The sequence below is a fragment of the Vreelandella rituensis genome, from assembly GCF_003336665.1.
GTDB classification, from domain to species: Bacteria; Pseudomonadota; Gammaproteobacteria; order Pseudomonadales; family Halomonadaceae; genus Vreelandella; species Vreelandella rituensis.
This window is the reverse complement of record NZ_QPIJ01000001.1, coordinates 335,915-354,219: the sequence shown is the minus strand read 5'-3', so window position 1 is coordinate 354,219 and position 18,305 is coordinate 335,915. Positions and strand designations below refer to the sequence as shown.

At 56.4% G+C, this 18,305-nt stretch carries 19 protein-coding genes; 12 read left to right on the top strand and 7 right to left on the bottom strand.

The annotated features are described in order from the left end of the window. Window positions 1–64 precede the first annotated feature (64 nt). Window positions 65–1,117 (top strand): hypothetical protein, encoded by a 1,053-nt coding sequence (locus DU506_RS01775; protein ID WP_114485242.1) that lies wholly within the window; start codon window positions 65–67, stop codon window positions 1,115–1,117. A 61-nt stretch (window positions 1,118–1,178) separates the two neighbouring features. Here the strand turns inward: DU506_RS01775 and DU506_RS01770 are convergent, their stop codons facing one another. Together DU506_RS01770 and dsbG are read right to left on the bottom strand one after the other, a co-directional pair. After that, window positions 1,179–1,508, bottom strand: coding sequence for an I78 family peptidase inhibitor (locus DU506_RS01770; RefSeq protein WP_114485241.1), 330 nt, complete (start codon window positions 1,506–1,508; stop codon window positions 1,179–1,181). A gap of 19 nt (window positions 1,509–1,527) precedes the next feature. Further along, window positions 1,528–2,310 carry a thiol:disulfide interchange protein DsbG gene (dsbG, locus tag DU506_RS01765; protein WP_114485240.1) on the bottom strand — a complete coding sequence of 261 codons (783 nt, stop codon included), beginning with the start codon at window positions 2,308–2,310 and terminating at the stop codon, window positions 1,528–1,530. Window positions 2,311–2,469: 159 nt separating this feature from the next. On the opposite strand from dsbG, the gene DU506_RS01760 reads away from it, so the two are divergent. From DU506_RS01760 to DU506_RS01720, 9 genes are all read left to right on the top strand, one after another. Next, complete coding sequence (locus DU506_RS01760) at window positions 2,470–3,144, top strand: L,D-transpeptidase family protein (RefSeq protein WP_114485239.1); 675 nt, start codon at window positions 2,470–2,472, stop codon at window positions 3,142–3,144. Then, window positions 3,137–3,799: a DUF2726 domain-containing protein gene (locus DU506_RS01755; RefSeq protein WP_114485238.1), complete on the top strand. Its 663-nt coding sequence runs from the start codon at window positions 3,137–3,139 to the stop codon at window positions 3,797–3,799. Before DU506_RS01760 ends, DU506_RS01755 begins: the two co-directional genes overlap by 8 nt. Window positions 3,800–3,980: 181 nt before the next feature. After that, window positions 3,981–4,733, top strand: a complete 753-nt coding sequence (locus tag DU506_RS01750; protein ID WP_114485237.1) for an HD domain-containing protein — start codon at window positions 3,981–3,983, stop codon at window positions 4,731–4,733. Window positions 4,734–4,943: 210 nt separating this feature from the next. Continuing rightward, complete coding sequence (locus DU506_RS01745) at window positions 4,944–5,690, top strand: hypothetical protein (RefSeq protein ID WP_114485236.1); 747 nt, start codon at window positions 4,944–4,946, stop codon at window positions 5,688–5,690. Between the two features lie 173 nt (window positions 5,691–5,863). Further along, complete coding sequence (locus DU506_RS01740) at window positions 5,864–6,871, top strand: A1S_2505 family phage non-structural protein (RefSeq protein WP_114485235.1); 1,008 nt, start codon at window positions 5,864–5,866, stop codon at window positions 6,869–6,871. An 88-nt stretch (window positions 6,872–6,959) separates the two neighbouring features. After that, complete coding sequence (locus tag DU506_RS01735) at window positions 6,960–7,175, top strand: hypothetical protein (RefSeq protein WP_114485234.1); 216 nt, start codon at window positions 6,960–6,962, stop codon at window positions 7,173–7,175. 45 nt (window positions 7,176–7,220) lie between these two features. Further along, window positions 7,221–7,418, top strand: coding sequence for a hypothetical protein (locus tag DU506_RS01730; RefSeq protein WP_114485233.1), 198 nt, complete (start codon window positions 7,221–7,223; stop codon window positions 7,416–7,418). A gap of 25 nt (window positions 7,419–7,443) precedes the next feature. Beyond that, window positions 7,444–8,526 (top strand): endonuclease/exonuclease/phosphatase family protein, encoded by a 1,083-nt coding sequence (locus DU506_RS01725; RefSeq protein ID WP_114485232.1) that lies wholly within the window; start codon window positions 7,444–7,446, stop codon window positions 8,524–8,526. Window positions 8,527–8,600: 74 nt separating this feature from the next. Continuing rightward, a complete protein-coding gene (locus DU506_RS01720) occupies window positions 8,601–9,962 on the top strand; it encodes an SMEK domain-containing protein (protein WP_114485231.1) in 1,362 nt (453 codons plus the stop codon). 204 nt (window positions 9,963–10,166) lie between these two features. On the opposite strand, the gene DU506_RS01715 is transcribed toward DU506_RS01720, so the two are convergent. From DU506_RS01715 to DU506_RS01695, 5 genes are all read right to left on the bottom strand, one after another. Then, window positions 10,167–10,532: a helix-turn-helix domain-containing protein gene (locus DU506_RS01715; RefSeq protein ID WP_181870665.1), complete on the bottom strand. Its 366-nt coding sequence runs from the start codon at window positions 10,530–10,532 to the stop codon at window positions 10,167–10,169. Window positions 10,533–10,832: 300 nt separating this feature from the next. Further along, on the bottom strand, window positions 10,833–12,794 hold the full coding sequence (locus tag DU506_RS01710) for a competence protein CoiA family protein (RefSeq protein WP_114485229.1): 1,962 nt from the start codon (window positions 12,792–12,794) through the stop codon (window positions 10,833–10,835). A 69-nt stretch (window positions 12,795–12,863) separates the two neighbouring features. Next, entirely contained in the window at window positions 12,864–13,346 is a 483-nt protein-coding gene (locus tag DU506_RS01705; RefSeq protein WP_114485228.1) for a DUF411 domain-containing protein, read from the bottom strand. Window positions 13,347–13,555: 209 nt separating this feature from the next. After that, complete coding sequence (locus tag DU506_RS01700) at window positions 13,556–14,791, bottom strand: ParB/RepB/Spo0J family partition protein (RefSeq protein ID WP_114485227.1); 1,236 nt, start codon at window positions 14,789–14,791, stop codon at window positions 13,556–13,558. Further along, window positions 14,788–15,756, bottom strand: a complete 969-nt coding sequence (locus DU506_RS01695; protein WP_114485226.1) for a ParA family protein — start codon at window positions 15,754–15,756, stop codon at window positions 14,788–14,790. The genes DU506_RS01700 and DU506_RS01695 overlap by 4 nt, the downstream gene beginning before the upstream one ends. Window positions 15,757–15,987: 231 nt before the next feature. On the opposite strand from DU506_RS01695, the gene DU506_RS01690 reads away from it, so the two are divergent. Continuing rightward, the gene (locus tag DU506_RS01690) at window positions 15,988–16,311 is read left to right on the top strand and encodes a hypothetical protein (protein WP_114485225.1); all 324 of its coding nucleotides are present in this window, start codon (window positions 15,988–15,990) and stop codon (window positions 16,309–16,311) included. 43 nt (window positions 16,312–16,354) lie between these two features. Then, window positions 16,355–18,232, top strand: coding sequence for a PRTRC system ParB family protein (locus DU506_RS01685; protein ID WP_114485224.1), 1,878 nt, complete (start codon window positions 16,355–16,357; stop codon window positions 18,230–18,232). The last annotated feature ends 73 nt before the right edge of the window (window positions 18,233–18,305 follow it).

Sequence of the window (18,305 nt, the reverse complement as noted above, 5' to 3'; positions counted from 1 at the left end):
TTTCGCCCAGCCAGAACGTGTGACCCCTAGATAGATGGCATGCACCTCATGACCCGGAGAAATCATGCCCTCTACCCCCACACGCAACGTCAACACCGCCCTTGCCTCGATACTTTCCCACCTGGCGCTGGAAGCAGCCGACTTTCTGGAAGAAGCCCGGCTGGTGGAAGGCGACTCGATCAACAGCACCCTGCCTCATTTCACGCGGTTGCGCGGACATGATGTCCGTGAGGCGTATCAACACATCCAGGCCGTCCTGGAGAAGGCTGACGAATCGGACATCTTCGTAGACATCAGTCAGCATGCGGAGGACACCATCCTGGGAGCCGTGCGTGCCCGTGATCATTACCCAGATCGCGCCTTTGGCATGCCATGTTCCACCCTTTGGGAGGAATACGCCGCCTCGATTGACCTTAACGCCATGCTCGTCGCTCGGGAGCCGGAGCCGGCCGGCTCACCCGCCTCTCTGGGATGGGGAGGGCTCAATGAAATCGAAGGCTGGAAAGTGGCGGTGGTCAACTCTCGAGATGCCGACAACGGCAAGGAAGTCATTATTCGCGCCCCTGGCAGTGAATTTTCCTCCGACCAGGAGGCCTTCCTGCATGTCACGACCAACGCCCGCCTGGGGTGTGAGCGTCACGCCTTCTATGCCCAGAGGGTGACCGAAGGGCCTGCCGAGCAGCTGGTGTCTCGCCTTCAGCGCAGAGCCGACCAGGCACTGTCGGATATGCTCGCCTCCCGCCACACCGAGACCACCGATCCCGAAGGGTCCCGCTGGGACGATGCCTGGCTTGCCGTGAAGCGGGAAAACATGGCCGATGCCTTCGCGCTCGGAAGCTCCTTGTCACGGATGGACCGCGATACCCTGGCACGCTTCGTTGACGCCCCTGAAGGCGTTGCCGGGGATGAAGCGGTCGACACCTTCCTGCGTGGTACCTTCAAGGGTGCCGTGGACCGTGCTGGGGGGCTTACCTTTTACCGAGGTGGCAATAAACCCCAGGTGATGACCGTGGCCCAACACGACCTGATTCTCTACGGCCGCGAAACACCCAATCGAGAGGCTAGCACCGCTTCCCCTGCTCCATTGGCGCGTCCCTCCTCCGTTCCAAGCCTGTAGTCGGCACCAACAAAAAAGGCCTCTCTGTTCACTGCCAGAGAGGCCCTTTGTCAGCGTCTTATCACCCACAGGTTACGTCGGTGATAACCCCCCGCTCATCCAGCTCGACATTCAGGCGATCTTCGCGGTGATCCGCCGTATGCATGTACCCCGGACGCTTCACGCGAAGTCGATCGGCACCGCTTGCAGAGAGAAGGCCTGCTTCCATCGAGTCGTCATATACGCGACCCAGGTACTGCTCGACCTCGCTGGCATCACAGTTGCCCATCATTCCCATAATGGGCACGTCCCGGTTGGTATCCTTCTGCACTTGAGCATCTCCTGTACCGGCACAGCCTGCAAGCAATGCCGAGCCTGCGAGCGTCAGCAACATTTTGCGTTTGGTTAGCATGCCTTCTCCTTAGTAGGGGTTATTCGATACCCAGACGCGCCTTCATGTCTTCAAGCGGCAACGCGCCGGAAATGCGCTGAATGGTGCCGTCTGCGTCCTGATAGAAGCTTGCCGGCGTGCCGGTAACGCCTGCCTTCTGCATGATAGCCCGGTTTTCATCAAGCGTTGCCAGTGTGGCTTCTTCGCCCTCGATGCCCGCAATACCGCCAAGGTCGAATCGACTGAAATGCTTGCCCAGCTCGGCTGCCGGATCTTCGGCCTCTAGGATCGCGGCTGCCTTGGCAATGCTACTCGGCCCCTGCAACCCAACCATCAAATGATGCACTTGAAGGGTGCCGGCCTCGACCAGGGGCTCAACGGCATGCCACTGGCGGTTGCAGAAGCCGCAGTTGGGGTCGGATATCGTGTACATCATGTTAGGCGCATCGGGATCGCCTTCAACGACAATTTCCGCATCCTGCAACAACGACCATGCCAGCGCGTTGGTTTCTTCGTGGACCGCACTCGACATGGCCTCATCCATCACCGGCATGCCGGTGGCGTCGATCAGGGTGCCGATAATGGCACGCTCATTACCCGGCAGGACGTAGACGGGCACCGGATTGCCATTGTGGGACATGGCATAGCCGGTCAGTCCATCCTCAAGATCAAATGTGCTGTGCAGCTGGAGATCCTGCTCCATTAGCGCTTCCACGGGGGCGGGCAGCGCATCCTGTGCCGTTTCGGCATGTGCGCTACTGATAGACAGGGCCAGCGTGGTCATCATCATGGCCGGCAGCGCAAGCCGTTTGGTCATCGACATAAAGCATCCTTTTCTCAGTGAATTCGTCTTGCAAATATATCACAAACCACAACAACGGATTTCATAAGAGCGACTTCTACGATGGTTGGTTTCGGCACAATTATGATGTTGTGCTGTGTATAATAGTTCCATAACTTACTTTCTGCCCAGAGGCTCTCCATGGCCGCACACTCCTACCGTCGCTTGACTGTTCTACTGCTCACCATCACGACCTTGCTGGCTGCATCGCCCGCCTGGAGCCGTGTGCAAGCCACATCGACCACATCGATATATGAAGAAACCAGGGCGCCAGCACACAAAACCTTTCTCAACAGCGTCAAGGCGATTCCAGTCCCCGAAGGAGCCGACACTGAGACCTGGGTGTTTATCGACCTTATCAGCCGCGAGCTGCATGTGTTTCGCGGCAGGGAGCGACTCAAGACCATACCGCATGTCGCCATCGGCACGGCGGGAGTCGAGCGCATCCGTACCATGGGGAGCCACTTGACCCCGGTCGGGGAGTTTCGCGTCGATCAGATCAATCGCCAGAGCCGCTTCAACACCTTTTTCGGCATCGACTATCCGACACCGGAAATCGTGCAAGACGCCCACAAAGCAGGCTTGCTCAGCGACCGCGACTATCAGCGTTACACCCAGCACCGAAAGCGCTACAACCGCACTCTCCACCATACGGCCCTGGGTGGGAATATCGGCATTCATGGCCTTGGCCGCCGAAACCCGGAGGTGCATCGTGTTTATGACTGGACGGAAGGATGTCTCGCAGTGAACAATTCTGAAATCAAGGAGCTGTCCCAATGGATCGACTTAGGAACGCGGGTGGTGCTGCATGATTGAACGCTACTTTGGCTTTCTGGATTATCTCGGCCCGATCACGGCCAAATTCGATGCCTGGATGGCCCCCTACGGGCTTCCGGGTGGCATTCTCTGGGGGGTTATCGCTCTGCTGCTCTTATTTCTGATCATCGTGGCCATACCCCGCCCAAAGCATCCTTGCTATGTGCGCCGCGCAAGCCTGGTTACCGCCACTGAGCGCCGCTTCTATCACGTACTCGAGAGTGCGGTGGGCGATCAATACCGGGTAATGGCCAAGCCTCGGGTAGCGGATGTCTTGACGGCAACTGGCGGTGAAAGCAAGGCCCGATTTCAAGCCCTGCGCAAGATCTTCGGCATGCATTTCGACTTTGCCGTATGCGATCGGCAATCTCTCGCCGTGCTGGCAGTGGTGGAGCTTGACGACCCCAGCCATCAGCAGAAAGCCGCCATGCGCCGCGATGCCGTAAAAAACCACGCCTGTCGCCAGGCATGCCTGCCCTTGATCCGGGTGCCCACCGCCAAGGAATATTCCGCCGTAGAGCTTTGCAAGCGTATCGAAGGGGAAATCGCTGCCAACGAGCGAAATGCCCAGCCTGTGCGAAGCACCAAGCCGAGAAGAAAATCCAAGCAATCCAAGCCCCAGCGGACGACGCCCAGCGTCCAGATCAGTGATTGACCACTGCCCGGCAGTCGCGGACGCACCGCTCCGCGACTACTTCTAAAAACATTTATTCTCACTACAATATCGGTATTTGCAACATCAGCTTAGTTTGATTTAGCATGGCCCCACTAAAAAAACAAAGCGGTCATACCCCCTGGCCTATTGATGTTTTCTCCAACAGTGAATCCCTCCTGCCATGTTCGTCCAACTCAATGCAAAAACAGAACATCGCCCGGAGCTGGCCAATACGCTAGTCACCCAAGCGCTAGCGCTTGTCGGCACCCAGGTCGAACTTGCCAGCCGGCTTGGCATGAGCCCTAAAGCCCTGCGCGAGATCTCCAACGGGGATACCCGCATGCGCTATCCGGTTCAGCACGCCCTGGAATCGATCATTGCTCAGCGAAGCAATCACCAGCGCTGTATCGTGGAGCATGCGCGCATCTATGCCTGCGCGGCCCATGACGCCATCGGTCACCATCACCCCATGGGGATGCCCTACCGAGAGCACTTGCGCTTGGTGGTGGATGTCGCTTCCGAGCAACTTGAGCATGTCGAGCACATGGCTGCGGCATGGCTGCATGACATCCTGGAACACACCCAGCACAATCTGAGCATGCTGAAAGAGTCGTTTCCCGACGATATGGCCGTGCTGGTTGACAGCCTTACCAAACCAACCAAACACGCCTGGGAGCAACCGAATGATTATTCTGCTCGCGTGGCCCGCCGGTTAGCCAACGCCCCCGCCCCTGCTCAGACCATCAAACTCGCGGACCTGCTCTGCAATCTTGACCACCTCAACAAGACAGACACGATACCCGACAGACCCTCGGCTCTTATCTACGTCCAGCACAAGCTGCAGGTGGCTGATCAGCTGGCGCAGGGCGCGCCCCTTCTTCGAGAGCGATGCCTGCGCACCGGAAGCGAGCTGCTTGAGCGGATCAATCGCTAGCCCTGAGGGCTGGCTCTATTGGAGAAACCCGCACACTCAAGCATTTATATCTTTATAGCAGTTGTTACAAACCCATATACAAGTTATACTGCGCCCAGATCCGACCAATCTGCTTACCGGGTAGAGCCCGCTGGGAAGAACGGGCTGATCCTTGCAGGGAGCGCTCCAATCAGCGCCTGCACCCAAATCCATCCAAAAGGAATAGTGGACGTGAAGAAGACCCTGATAAGCCTGGCCGTTGCCCTGGCTATACCTCTGAGCGCGTGTGGCACCGATCCCGTGGAAACCGTCAAGAACGCGCCCGTGCAAAGCCAGGAAGAGCTAACCTACAGCAGCCTCCTCGACAATCGCACCTTCTGCACCAACCCCCAATGGGCGGAGAGGGAGCCGTTAGACACTCAGAACAACCCGGCTGTGGAGCTTCGTTGCACGCTTCTGAATGGTCTGGACTTCATGGAAAAAGAGAAAGAGGCGCGCATTGCATACAAACGAAAGCGTCCGGATCAACATATTGAGAAGCTGCGCTTTAATTTGGAAAACAACCCGGCGAACCTGGCTTACCTACGCGAAATGCTGGCAAAGCGAGTAGCGACAAATAACAGCTACGGTGTCGACGATTTGAAGCAGCAGATCGAAAGCGCAATCGGAGCCCCTGAACGCATCGAGAAAAAGATTCAAGAGGCAGAAGCTGACCTTGCAAAGATGATTCAAACCATCGAAGAAAACTACAACTACACACGAGTTGAGGAAGTTTATAAATGGACCGTCACGGACAGGGTAACGCTCAACTCCGTAGGAATCGCCGGGACTCATGCGTCAGGCGAGGAAGGTTTTAAAGAATACGCCTTACCCCTCAAGCTTTTTGAAATAATCAAGGCGCAAGAGATAGAGGGTGATGCTGAAGATAAGGACGAATTCCACTATTTCACCTTGTTAACTGAAAACGGCGTTATGTAGCCCCATCGAACCGAATACTGATAGCAAAAAAAGGGCTGGCACCCATGGGGGCTGGCCCTTTTTTGTGGACCCCACTCAACAAACTCGCACCACGCTAATTCTATTTATGCTATTATATGGGTATGCAACAACCCATAACTTTAGCCCCCGCCTTTTCGATGCAGGAGGTCTGCATGTCAGCCACCCACGCGATAAACTGCAAACACCAAAAAGCCGACGTTTATATCGGTCGCGGTAGCCGGTTCGGAAACCCCTTCCCGATCACCGCCTCAAGGTCCCGCAGCGCGTCCCTGGCAGCGTTTCGTGAGTGGGTGGCGCATCAGCCTGAATTGCTGCGCCTCGTCCGTCAGACGTTGCCAGGAAAGTCACTTGGCTGCTTCTGCGCCCCGCAGCCCTGTCATGGTGATATCCTCGCGGAGATTGCCGATGGCGCCTGGGATGATCGCATTCCCGCCGAGCCGGTCCTTGTCTTCGGGGCCAACGAGGCCGGCTCGCATGGCCGTGGAGCTGCCGCTCACGCTCGTCGTGCCCATGGGGCCGAAACCGGCGTTGGCCGTGGCCTGACCGGCACCAGCTATGCCCTCCCCACCAAGGACGCCAAGCTGGCTCCTTTGTCGCTTGATGCCATCCTCACTGAAATCGACACTTTCAAAGCCTTCGCCGCTGCCCACCCGCACATGACCTTTCAAATGACCCGAGTGGGTTGCGGCCTTGCCGGTCATGCCGCCAATGAAGCCACTCTGCGGGATGCCACCCTGGATGCCCCGGCCAATGTCCTGCTCCCCGGTTGCTGGGAGGTACATCGCTCTCCGGGATTTGCTCGTATCGTGGTGGCAGGATCACGCACCTTCACCGACTACGCCCACCTTGCCGCCAAGCTCGATATCTTGCTTACCAATCTACTCAGCCGGGGCGTCACCGTCGAGATCGTCTCGGGTGGTGCCAAGGGGGCCGACACCCTGGGTGAGCGCTACGCGGTGGAGCGCGGCCTCCCCTTCCGAAGACTCCCCGCCGAGTGGGAGCGCTTCGACAAGGCGGCGGGGTTCATCCGCAACCAGCAGATGTCCTGGTATGGCACTCACTTGGTGGCATTCTGGAACGGTCAAAGCCCTGGAACCAAGGCCATGATCGATCTGGCGAGAAACGACACCCTGGCGACACGCATCAGTCAGGTCGCGTGAGTGAAAATATGGCTATATGCTATTGTGCAAACCCATATATAGACATACAATAAGATGACTGAATCAACGCCCACAAGAGTATTTTCCTATGAGCGCAAATGTCGGCCCCTTCCAATTCAAGCGTAACGAAGCCGGTCACTACACCGTGAACAAGCACGGCGAGGCCGTCGCCCGCATCCGCAAGAGCCCGTCCGCCGGCAGCTACCTTCCCTTTACCCACTGGATACTGGAAACCCTCGCCTCGGGTCGGATAGATCGGTTTGAGGCCTACAGCGATGCCCGAGAATCTGCCCTCAAGCTCTGAACCCTAACCGGCCAGCAACCGCTGGCACTCACCGGAGAACCCTCCATGCCGATTCGACTGATCACTCTGTCTACATTGCTCATCCTTGGTTCGCAGACCTCGACCGCCAGCCTCATCCCCGAACAGGTCAGCAACCCCAGCCATTGCACGCCTGCGATCAGCCATGCGCTTTATGCACCCAGCGTCAATCCGCAAGCAGACTTCGTTTACCGCCTATACACCGCCGAGCGGTTTCACTTTTAAGCGCCAGCCCACCGGGAGATACCCCATGCGCCGACTGACCCTTCTACTCACCTTGGTAACCGCTCTTTGCCTGCCCCTCACCACCGTCGCCGATGTGGTGGTCGCGTCTTGGAACATCAAGCACCTCGGTTGGGCAGAAAGCGGCAAACGCTACGATATGCTTGCCCAAGTCATTCAGGGAACCGATATCGTAGCGATTCAAGAGATCATGGGCGAGGAATCGCTCGAGCGTCTTTCTCAAGAGGTGAGCGCCCTCACCGGGGAGCCGTGGAAGTACATGGCAAGCCATCTGATCGGACGCGGAAGCTACCGCGAAGCGTATGGTTTTTTGTGGCGGGATTCCGCTGTGGAATACGTCGATGGGGCCGTGGTGTTTCTGGATAACCGCGACATTTTCTCACGCGAGCCCCTATCTGCCCGCTTTCGCAGCAAGCGCAGCGGCACCGAGTTTGCCCTGGCCAATATCCATGTGCTGTATGGCGACTCGGTAAGCGACCGTCTCCCCGAGATTCGTGCCCTAGCCGACTATTGGGACTGGCTCGCTGAGGTCTACGGTGACACCCCCCGCCTGCTGGTGGGCGACTTCAATCTGGATTTCGATCACCAGGGATGGGATGAACTGCGCCAGCGTGGCGTCAGCTCAATGGTCCAGGGTGGGGCGACTACCCTGGGAACTGCCAACGGGCGCTATGCCAACGAATATGACCACATTCTGGCAATTCCGGGGCGTCTGAATATCAGCCGACGCGGCAAGGTCGAATTCCCCTCTATCCTCGGCATCAGCCACACCGACGCCCGCGATAGCGTATCCGATCATGCCCCGGTCTGGGTTGCGCTGGGTAACGCCGACTACCGCCTGCCCGAGCGTACCCGCGCCAGCATCAATACCCGCGCAGAAGCCGCCAACGATGCCCGCTACGACTGTGTTGACCTCAACCGTAGTGATGCCGACGCTCTTGATCGCCTGCCACACATCGGCCCCGCACGAGCCGAGGATATTATCCGCATGCGCCCATGGCATGATGTAGCCAGCCTGACGAAGATTCGGGGTATCGGTGAAGCCAGCCTCAACGCGATTCTTCACAGTGAGCTGCTCTGCGGTTCCTGATGCGGGATGCCCCGACTAAACCTTCTGGCGGGCCGTGGGCCTGCTAGCCAGACTATTTGCTTGGGAGTTTCCCTATGTTCGGACAGAGCAACCTGAAAGCCGAAATTGATACCTTTTGCGATGATTTGCGCACCTACGGTCAGCGTATTGCCCAACTAAACAGCGAAAACCGAACGAACGAAGCCTTACGGGCCGAGTTCTTCTACCAAGGGGTGCTGAACAGCCTGCTCGGCCTCAACTTAATCAATGTGAATTGCCCTTCTGTTGCGCCTGACGGTAGTAACCAGGGCAGCTTTGCGGCGGGTATTGATCTTCTGGATGCGGACGCCGGAGTGGCCTACCAGATCACCAGTCGGCAATCCAACCGCAACCAGAAAGTTGACGAGGCTCTGTCCAAGACGGAGGCCAAGAAGCGAGACGGGGTGCCGCACTATGCCCAGGTGACGCGGCTGGTCGTGCTCTTTGTCGGTCACGATAACTCGGCACCTAGGGGATGGAACAAGACGTTGTTCAAAGCCAGACATGCGGGAATCACTCTGGAAAACCAAACCCTCAGGAATATTTTCGAGTTATGCCGACGTCTTGGTCTTGGCGATGAAGCGGGGAGAAAGCGGCTTAGCGAAGCGTTTCGGTTTGCGAAGTGGTACGACAAAGGCGTTTCTTCGTTCACGGAGAATAGCTATTTAACAAAGCCAGAAAAGGACGCGCTAGGGGCTGCCAAGGTGTTTCGCAAGAATGTCTCTGGCCTGAACGTATCAAGCGCCTTTCGCTTACGAGTCGGGGAGTACCCCCATCCCGAGAGCCGGTCTCCACCCATGTTCAATGATGGCTTTAGGGTGCTGCATCCTCGAGCGGTGAATCACCAGTCGTTTGATGCAGAGCGCCTACGGCTTGAAGGCAATCTGGTGCGCTACTGGGGGCTTGATAAGCAGTACGTCGACAACCTGCAACACTTTATTCGCAGTATCCCGAATCACAAGGGCACCAATACCCCTGATTTTTGCGATCTGCCTGATCTCCATGTTTTGGAAAGAAGTATTTACCAGCTTGCCGTTGCGCTCGATAAAGCGATAGGGCGACTACGGCTACAGCAGATCACCATGCCCTCTTCATCGGCCTTTTATCCAGTGATCTGCGTGGGTCAACGAAGCACCTCCCCCTGGGGAATGTCGCGGGATGCGCCCGAGTGCCAGCAATTTGCACTCTGTGTAAACGCACCCGATTGGGTGTGGCCTTATACAGACCAGAAAGCCAAGGAGATCGCTGAGCAGGCGCAATCCATTGAGGCATTTAATTCTCTCATTGGGTGGCTGCGGTGTGTGGATGAATTGGTGTGTTATCTCAGCGCTCGCGTAACCGACCATAACGATCTGGTGGTAGGGAGGCTAAAGCAGGCCGAGCCGCCGGAGGTGGGTATTGGCGACTTCATCCAGTAACCTAAGCACAAAACGAGGAACAGTGGGAATCGAAAAGCAGAGCAACCCGCGTGGCGGAAACGTTAAACTTTTCACCCGGTCGAATCACACAGCTGCTTAGCTCAGAGAAGAACGGACCTTAACGCTGCGGCTAGGCTACAGAAAACAAGGAAGGGCAGTTTCCCCCTGCCCTTCCTGCTTTTCTAGCTTGTGGTGTCCGCGCTCTCAGCCGGGGGGGTGCAGCATCTCAGCAGCGACCTCTCCGGCAATGTGCCTTTCATCACGACCCATCTGCAACTCCTGGTAGGCATGAGCGACCAGGCGGGTAGCGACTTCCTTGTCGGCATCCGGCACAAGGCGCATGAGAAGCGGGAACACGATCCCTGCAGCGATTCCTGCGCGTTCTGCATCCGAGGCAGCGCCATAGTCCTTCAATTGCTCTGGGAGTGCGTGGTCTGTCCCTAAAAGCCAGTCCAAGGGTACTTTGCAGATTTCAGCTAATCGTGGCCACTTCTCTTGGGCTGGTGAGGAATGGCCGTTCAGCCATTTTGAAGCGGTCTGTATGGAAACCCCCATGTCCTTCGCCAGCATCGTCGCGCATCCGTGCGACCTTCCGTATAGCCGGATGCAAGCTTTCTCTAGGCGTTCAGAAACTATCTTATTGCCTTGCGGTGTCATAGGTTCCCTGCTTATATCGGTGCTGTGCTTTAACTCAATCGGTTGAAGTTTACCCGAAGTTCTACCGATCAGCCATAAAGCATCTCGATTACAGGGGCTTGAAACCGAGAGTGGGCGTAGATTAACTGCCCAAGGTGCTGAACCTTGAAAAATTGAATGCCTGCCATTGCGCTTGTATTTCGCGCTTTCGATAATCGTCTCCAAAGGAAATGGTTATCGTGCTTGCAGCCAAAAACGAGGAATATGATCTCTCCTCTCATCCACTGGAGCAGGATATAAAATCCCAACGTGCACCATGTCATCACACAAAAGAGAAAGAAATTTGCTCCTTGTCTCTTTTGCGTTAGGGGAAATCGTGCGCAAGTCAGAGTCATGAAATGGCTTTATCGCCTCCAGCATTAACCTGTTCGCCTCGTCCAATTCTGGGAAAGGTGCGTCTGCCATGGGCGTGACCACGCCACCTTCTCCAATGCTCCTAAGTTCTCCTATTTTAGCGAAGACCAGATTGGCTACCCTAGATGCGCCCAATAGGTGAAAAATAGTCTTATCCCTCGTCAAGGCAGTAACGACTTCCGAGAATATCGAATCGATATCCAGCATCGAAAGCGTTTTTTGCCGCGAGCGATACCCCCTTTTAGCCAGCACTCGATCTACCACGAGTGCTTTGATGAAGTCAGGATGTTCCGAATAGGCCCATTCATGTGGATAAGGGAAACCAAGAGGGCTCATCGAGCCGTCAAAGCTTTCAATATTGATATGGTTGAATACTTGGGTTGTGACTGCCCCTCCCTCGGAAACTAACGCCCAGCGCGCTCTAATCGCAATGTCGGTACGTCCCCTCGCTCTTTCGATGGCCTCCGCACGACTTTGGCATTCAGAAGCCAGTAGCCCCAAACGAGCCACACCTTCGTTTAGTTGTCGCGTCCGCTCCCTTGCAGCCTGATGGTAGCGCTCGCGGTGCCTGGCTACGCTTGCCGCTCTCTCAGCATTAATACGGCTTTCTTCCTGCCGGCGAGCAATGGCTGTTTCTTCTGCCTCTTTCGCTTTTAGCCAACCCGGACGAACGTGCCATTGCTGACTATTGCGTAGCGAATCAACGACAGACTCCAGCAAGAAACAGTCGATATCAGCTTCACAGATAGGATTATGAGGGGGGTTATGCAGCGCCAGTAAGGGGGCAATATCAACCGTACAATACGGTATGTCTAACGAACGAGCATTTCTGTGGAGATAGTGACGTGCCTGCTTGTAAACCCAGGCAACCAGCACTATCTCGCCCGCCTTGTGATTCGTTTCGCCACACTCAAGGGTTGCCGCATTCAAGCTCTCGTTATGGCTAACCAGGCTCAAGGGGCGCGAATCACTGTAGGCTGGATAGCTTGGGATAATGGCATGACGTGCAATGCGTTCTGATAACTTTCGACCCAGGTGCCCCAGAGCTGTCTTAAAATCCGCCTTGCGCTGGGCACTGCGTTTTTCATTTTCAGCAATTTTATGGTTCTCAGCCACCATGGTTTGGTAGTCGGCTTCAAGATCTACGTGTAACTGATTGAGAAGAGAAATTTCCCTGGCATGGAAAATCCAAGTGCTGTTTAAGGTGTTATCAAGGTGAGTTTCTATCTCAGAGGGGGTAGCAAAGCGGTCCAGCTTGGAGAGGTCCACTTCGACACACGAAGCGCCAGCAGCTTTGATCCTGTCGCGTTTCTCGCTATCAACCGCATGGGTCACTCGAATCTCGATAAACAGCTTTCGCGTCCCAATATAGCCGGTCACGTCAGGCTGAAACCCATCCTCCGGCTGCTCCAGATCCACTCTGTCGAAACAGGCAGGCGTTCCATCCTTGACTAGAAAGGAGGCGGTCGAAACGTGGCTATCTTCGTGGTGCCGCCTGACCGTGACTTCTTTTTCAGGGAGTCGGAACCTTTTGCGATCCTGCAGCAGCTCCTTTGCGCGAAGGTGAATCCCTGTCTCAGCCGCTGTGACGCAATTGCTGTCAATATAATGGGCAAAGTAGTGCGAGACCTTCGGCCCCATCTTAGCGAGAAGCTGATGACCGCAAGCAGGGCAAACGCATTCACAGCGCAGCCCATTCTTGCCTACGGGAACCTCGCTGATATGGATGGCCCTACCGTCCCTCAGTCCATAAGGGATTTTGTGACTGACAGAATCTTTCATTACACCGTCACCGAAAACCGCAGGCGCGCCCTTTTACAATTATCAATAGGACAGGCCCGCGATCAGCTATCACTCTGGATGGGTGGCAAACACTTCGGTAGGCCCGCTGATCTCTTTCCAAGACAACACCGAATAGGTGTCCACGCGCCCGTTCTCCATGCCAGGGGAACCGCTCGGCATTCCCGGTGCGGCAATCCCTGCAACATCAGGGCGCGTCTCCAGCAGCTTGCGAATATCCGAGGCAGGCACATGCCCCTCGATCACATAGCCGTCCACTGTGGAGGTATGGCAGGAAGCGAGGTTCGAGGTGATACCATGTTCACGCTTGATGGAGCGCATGTCGTCGGTCTTGATATGCTCGACATCAAAGCCGCTGGCCTTCATGTGCTCGACGTGCCCTGAACAGCAGCCACAATTGGGGTCGCTATGCACGGTGACCACCGGCTCAGCCATCGCCTGTCCAGCGCCTAGCGTCATCATCATCGCCGCGCCAGCGGCCAGCCCCGCTAAGATCGTTGCAGTCACCGCCATGCGCTTTCGTGAAATTCCCATATGGGTTCCTCTCAGTAGTACAGCCAAAAGGCTGGGATACCCTCATCTTACCTGAACCACCGTGCTCTGGGGGAACCGGCTCACAGGTCGGGCCTGACAACCGTCCAGCGGCTGTTCTTCGGTATTCGCCGTTACCCAAAGAAAAGCCCCTCCACGTTACCGCGAGAGGGGCTTCAGCCGCCGAGGTCAGATCTATCAGCAAGTACAGGTCAGGCGGTAACCGATACCATCTTGAGTTTCTTGGCTTCGATCTTGACCGGCAATTGGTCAGCGTCATCCGGCTGCACCCAGGCCCAGTTTGAATCCTGGTCAACGCGATCGAGCATCAGGGTTCCCTTGATCGCTTCACCGCTGGCGAGCTTGCCTTTTACCACGATACAGATTTGCTCGGGCTTGCTGTCTTCATGCGTGGGTTCATAGTGCTTCTCGACCGGCGTTGCCGGAGTCATCTTGGCGGGCGAAGGAGCAGCCGTCTGTGGCTTATCCTCCGATGATTCGCCTTGGCTGTCGCCTTCCTCGGAGGCATCTTCCCAAGGCAAGTCGCCCGCACCCGCCGCCTCGCTTTCAGCGTCCGCCAAAGCCTCGGCCTGGGCCTCGACCGTGGTCAATGTAGGGTCGTCGCTTTCCTGTTCCGGCTCATCCTCACCAGCCAGCACTGAGGAATCTGCCACCATGTCAGGATCGGCATCATTAGCTGCCCCGTCCACTACCGCCTGGGCGTCATCGGCTGGGGCGGCGGACGCCGCAGGCGCTGCTTCGGCTTTGGGCATCTCACCATTGGCCTTCAAGTGCTTCTTCCAGGTCTCGAGTTCATCCCGCATGATCTTGCCGGAGACCACCTGATCGAGCAGTTCATCAAAGGCGTTAGGCCACTTGGCCTCGATCTGGGCGAGTAGCTCCAGGGCGCGAAGGTCTTTGACCCCACTGTGATAGGCATTGTGGATGCGCTGGCTGCCCTTGCCGATGGCCTTGTAGCGCCCCACCACGCTGGCGCTCATTCCCAGGCGCGAGGCAATGCTGGCGTTATCCTCTCCAGCGGCAGCAAGCTCCTTGATCGCCAACGCCAGGTCAATTGCACCCAAGGCTTCGCGCTTCTCGTTCTCCGTCACCTGGAGGTAGATAAGCTCGGTCGGGGTCGGCTTCTTGATGGCCTTGACTTCAATGACGCTGCGGCCCAGCTTGGTCAGAGCCTGGAAGCGCCGCTCACCTGTTACCAGGACGTAGCTGTTACTCTCGAAATAGGCTTCGACGGGCTGGCGCTGGCCTTCCTGCCGAATAGCATCCATCAACTCTTCCAGCTTGGCAGGCTCGATGTTCCGGCGCACCTGGGGGTGAATCGTCACATCCTCAAGGCTGATGGAAAGCACCTCGCCAACCGTGGGGGCAGGCACCTCCAGGGCTGAGATACGATCATTAATACCGAGACCGGGGCGAGCGGGACTCATGATTTCACCTCTTTCGTAGTGGTAGCAGGTTTTTTCTTCTTGGCTTTGGGCTTGGCAGCCTTGGGTTTGGCGGGCTTGGTGTTAACCGTCACCTTGGCCTGTCGTTCCGCCGCAAGGTACGTCTCGAATCCCGCCTTGGCAATAATTTCATCCACCACGCCACGTACCTGTTTGGCCGTTTCCCGCGCAGCGCCAGTACCGACCTTCCACACCGGCTTCATAGCGCCCACTGCCGTATCCAAGGAAGCACGATACCCTATTTTGTTGTTAAGCAGCAGTGACCCCAGCCGTTCCTTCAGCAACTGCACCCCTTCGACATGCTCCTTTGACCGGGAGCTGTAAATATTGACGACGACCCCCAGGAGGTCGGTGCGAACACCCTGTTCCTTTAGTTGTTTCAACGTGGTCAACATCCCCGCGATTCCTCGCATGGGAAAAGCAGACATCATCACTGGCAATACCACCTTGTTCGCGGCAATCACGCCACCCAAATGCACGGTGCCTTTTCCAGGGGGCACATCAATGACCACCACATCGTACTGATCAGCGATGGTTGCCAGGTGCCGTGCCGGATTCATGGCCGTGCCTGTGCTTTGCTGATTCATTGCCGACAGCGGATCGTCATTAATGTTAGCCGGGAGAATATCCAGGTTGGGAAGATGCGTGGGGTAGGGGGCCAATGGCGCTGGCAGGATGTCACTGAACAAATGGTAGGAGCGACGGCATATGTCGCCTTCAAGGGCTTGGCCATTCTCCTGTAGTCGGGCAAACAGGGCAGCATCCTCGACTTCGATTTCATCGAGCACCTCAATACCTACCATGCTCTCCGAAAAGTTACCCTGGGGGTCGAGGTCTACGGTCAAGGTCTTGAGGCCCAATTCCTGGCAACGCCAAGCAAGGTGTAGCGCAAGGGTCGTCTTGCCGACACCGCCTTTTTGATTCGGCATGGAAATTATTACTGGCATCTTCTTTGATTCCTTTGATGTCCGTTTACGGGGGCAAGCCGCGTCCTCTATCAGGGGCTAAGGGCTCAAGCCTTGGGACTCGCCATTGGCACACTCATCACTATACCAAACCTAAACGATTATGCGCCATTACCGGCGCACTTCTTCTGCCGCTAAAAGAAATGTCTTGACTGCCCCGCTCATCGTATATATATTTAACGCAACCCATATACGTAAGGCAGGAGGTCACCGATGGCCAAGATCGTTATCCCACCAAGCAGCTCACAGAACATCAGTGTTCAGGGCGTCGGTAATCTGCACCCTGTCGATCAACAGATCGTGAGTGAAATTCTTACCCGCATGGAGCCTCGCCTACGCCAAGCCCCGCGTATCGCCAACCTTACCGAGATTGCCATGAGCTTCATTCGGGACGAAGCCTTTGAGCACGATGCCAGCATGTTGCTAACCCTGGCACAGGAGACCGGAGAGACCTCTGGGCCTATTGCCTACCCAGCAATCCAAGCCTCCCGAGTATCCATGGATACTTATCACACTTCGCAGCACCGCCTGCACTAGCAGGCCATCCACGACAGCAACCGCTAGTCCAAGGAGAATTGACATGACCGCACAAGCCAACGAACAGAACAGCCTCCAGCACCTCGCCCTGGATAAGGTTCACCGCTCCACTCGCCTGAACCCACGCAAGCACCGCAATGCCGCCGTGTTCGCAGAAATTCTTGAAAGCATCCGTGAGCGCGGTGTGCTGCAACCGATCATCGTGCGCCCCTCCCTTGACCATGAAGGCATGTTTGAGGTGGTGGCCGGGGATACCCGATTTGAAGCCAGCGTAACGCTCGGCCTTGATAGCATCCCTGCCTCCATTCAGCTTCTAAACGACTATGATGCCAAGCTGGTCGCGGCTACCGAGAACCTGAAACGCGCTGACCTCTCGCCTATCGAGGAAGCATGGTTGGCCGCAGACATGATGGAAGCCCATCACCAGAACCATGAGGAAGCACGCAAGCAGTTGGGCTGGACCCGCAGCAAACTGGACAATCGCTTGTTGCTCTCGCATTGCTGTGAAGCGGTCAGCGCCGCCCTGATCGACGGCACCATTAAGATCGGCCATGCCGAGATCATGGCCCCCATGAGCGAAAAAAATCAGATCAAGGTACTCACGCGAATCATCGAAGATGAAATGACCGTCGAGTTTGCCCGCCAGCGCCTCAAGAAAGTCCATCCCTACATCAAGGATGCCTGCTTTCCCACCGACGCCTGCCAGACCTGCCGCCACAACTCGGTAAGTAATACCGACCTCTTTGATGCCGAGGAAAATGCTCAAAAGGCTCAGTGCTTCGAGCCAGCTTGCTGGGCTGAAAAAACCAAGACGCAACTCGACATCATCGTCTCGGATGCGCGTCAGGAATACGGTGTTGCTCATTTGGATACCGAGGTTACAGCCAATGGCTATAAGCTGATCGTGGCCAGCGGGGATGATGGTGTAGGTCAAGCACAGGCCATGTCTTGCCCAACCTGCGAGCATTATGGTTCGGTCATTTCAACCGGCTTCGGCCAGGAAGGGCAGCCAACCAACGGCGTCTGCTTCAACATGGCATGTCATACGGACATGCGCGAGGCATACGCCAAGGTAGTTAATGCCGTCTCCGAGGAAGCGCCAGCAAGTGCCGCACAAGACGCGCAAGCCACGCCTGCTTCGCCTAGCACCGGCAAGGCGGGTAAGAAATCGGACGCGAGCAAAACCAAGCCTGCCCAACTACGTAAGGGCGTTAAGCGGGCTGCATTCAACCGCTTTGCCTCTATCACCGAACATGCCATCACTAAGAACCCGGTCATGGGCCTTGCCATCAGTCTGGTGGAGCTGACCAAGGCCGTCATGTCCGCCACTGATACCAAGACCAGCGAACGTGCCAAGCAGGTCATCCAGAACCTGGGGGGCGACACCACGCTGCTACGCTCGCAGACCAATGAACCCGAACTGGTGGTCAGCCTTTCCCGCGTCGAGGGCAAGTCCCTAATCAATGCCATGATTGAAATCAGCGCAATGATGGCCTTCCAGACGGACAGTACCGATCAGTTCGAGGCGTCGAAGGCAGGCCGCACCAACCTTGCCATTCTCAAGGAGACGCAGGCGAATACCGCTGAATGGGATGCCGTCGATCAGACCTACCTTGATGCCCAGACCAAAGGCGCAATCCTGATCGATGCCCGCGAATCCGGGTTTGCCGAGGCATACGATGAAGCGAACAAGAAGGGCGCTTTCAATGACCTCACCAAAAAGAAAATGCCCGAGATTAAGGAAGCCTTGCTGTCCTTCACTGAGTTCGACTGGCGGGGTTATGAGCCTCATGGCTTCACGCTGGGGTACTACGGCTACGCGCCCAGCACCGAGACCGAAGACGCAGCGCCGACAGAGGCCGCACAGCCAGAGAGCCAAAGCGACGACCAGGGCCAGACGGAGGAACAGCAGGCCGCTTGAGTTCTAACCACCCTCTCACCTTGCCCAGCTAACGCTGGGCTTTTTTGTGTGCGTCAAAATCTCCATGGAGATT

Excerpts from the sequence above, each read along its gene's own strand:
- DU506_RS01740 (WP_114485235.1), top strand. The coding sequence starts at position 5,864 with ATGTCAGCCACCCACGCGATAAACTGCAAACACCAAAAAGCCGACGTT.
- DU506_RS01685 (WP_114485224.1), top strand. The coding sequence starts at position 16,355 with ATGACCGCACAAGCCAACGAACAGAACAGCCTCCAGCACCTCGCCCTG.
- DU506_RS01735 (WP_114485234.1), top strand. The coding sequence starts at position 6,960 with ATGAGCGCAAATGTCGGCCCCTTCCAATTCAAGCGTAACGAAGCCGGT.
- DU506_RS01720 (WP_114485231.1), top strand. The coding sequence starts at position 8,601 with ATGTTCGGACAGAGCAACCTGAAAGCCGAAATTGATACCTTTTGCGAT.
- DU506_RS01715 (WP_181870665.1), bottom strand. The coding sequence starts at position 10,532 with ATGCTGGCGAAGGACATGGGGGTTTCCATACAGACCGCTTCAAAATGG.
- DU506_RS01770 (WP_114485241.1), bottom strand. The coding sequence starts at position 1,508 with ATGCTAACCAAACGCAAAATGTTGCTGACGCTCGCAGGCTCGGCATTG.
- dsbG (WP_114485240.1), bottom strand. The coding sequence starts at position 2,310 with ATGTCGATGACCAAACGGCTTGCGCTGCCGGCCATGATGATGACCACG.
- DU506_RS01690 (WP_114485225.1), top strand. The coding sequence starts at position 15,988 with ATGGCCAAGATCGTTATCCCACCAAGCAGCTCACAGAACATCAGTGTT.
- DU506_RS01755 (WP_114485238.1), top strand. The coding sequence starts at position 3,137 with ATGATTGAACGCTACTTTGGCTTTCTGGATTATCTCGGCCCGATCACG.
- DU506_RS01775 (WP_114485242.1), top strand. The coding sequence starts at position 65 with ATGCCCTCTACCCCCACACGCAACGTCAACACCGCCCTTGCCTCGATA.
- DU506_RS01725 (WP_114485232.1), top strand. The coding sequence starts at position 7,444 with ATGCGCCGACTGACCCTTCTACTCACCTTGGTAACCGCTCTTTGCCTG.
- DU506_RS01750 (WP_114485237.1), top strand. The coding sequence starts at position 3,981 with ATGTTCGTCCAACTCAATGCAAAAACAGAACATCGCCCGGAGCTGGCC.
- DU506_RS01705 (WP_114485228.1), bottom strand. The coding sequence starts at position 13,346 with ATGGGAATTTCACGAAAGCGCATGGCGGTGACTGCAACGATCTTAGCG.
- DU506_RS01700 (WP_114485227.1), bottom strand. The coding sequence starts at position 14,791 with ATGAGTCCCGCTCGCCCCGGTCTCGGTATTAATGATCGTATCTCAGCC.
- DU506_RS01710 (WP_114485229.1), bottom strand. The coding sequence starts at position 12,794 with ATGAAAGATTCTGTCAGTCACAAAATCCCTTATGGACTGAGGGACGGT.
- DU506_RS01760 (WP_114485239.1), top strand. The coding sequence starts at position 2,470 with ATGGCCGCACACTCCTACCGTCGCTTGACTGTTCTACTGCTCACCATC.
- DU506_RS01730 (WP_114485233.1), top strand. The coding sequence starts at position 7,221 with ATGCCGATTCGACTGATCACTCTGTCTACATTGCTCATCCTTGGTTCG.
- DU506_RS01695 (WP_114485226.1), bottom strand. The coding sequence starts at position 15,756 with ATGCCAGTAATAATTTCCATGCCGAATCAAAAAGGCGGTGTCGGCAAG.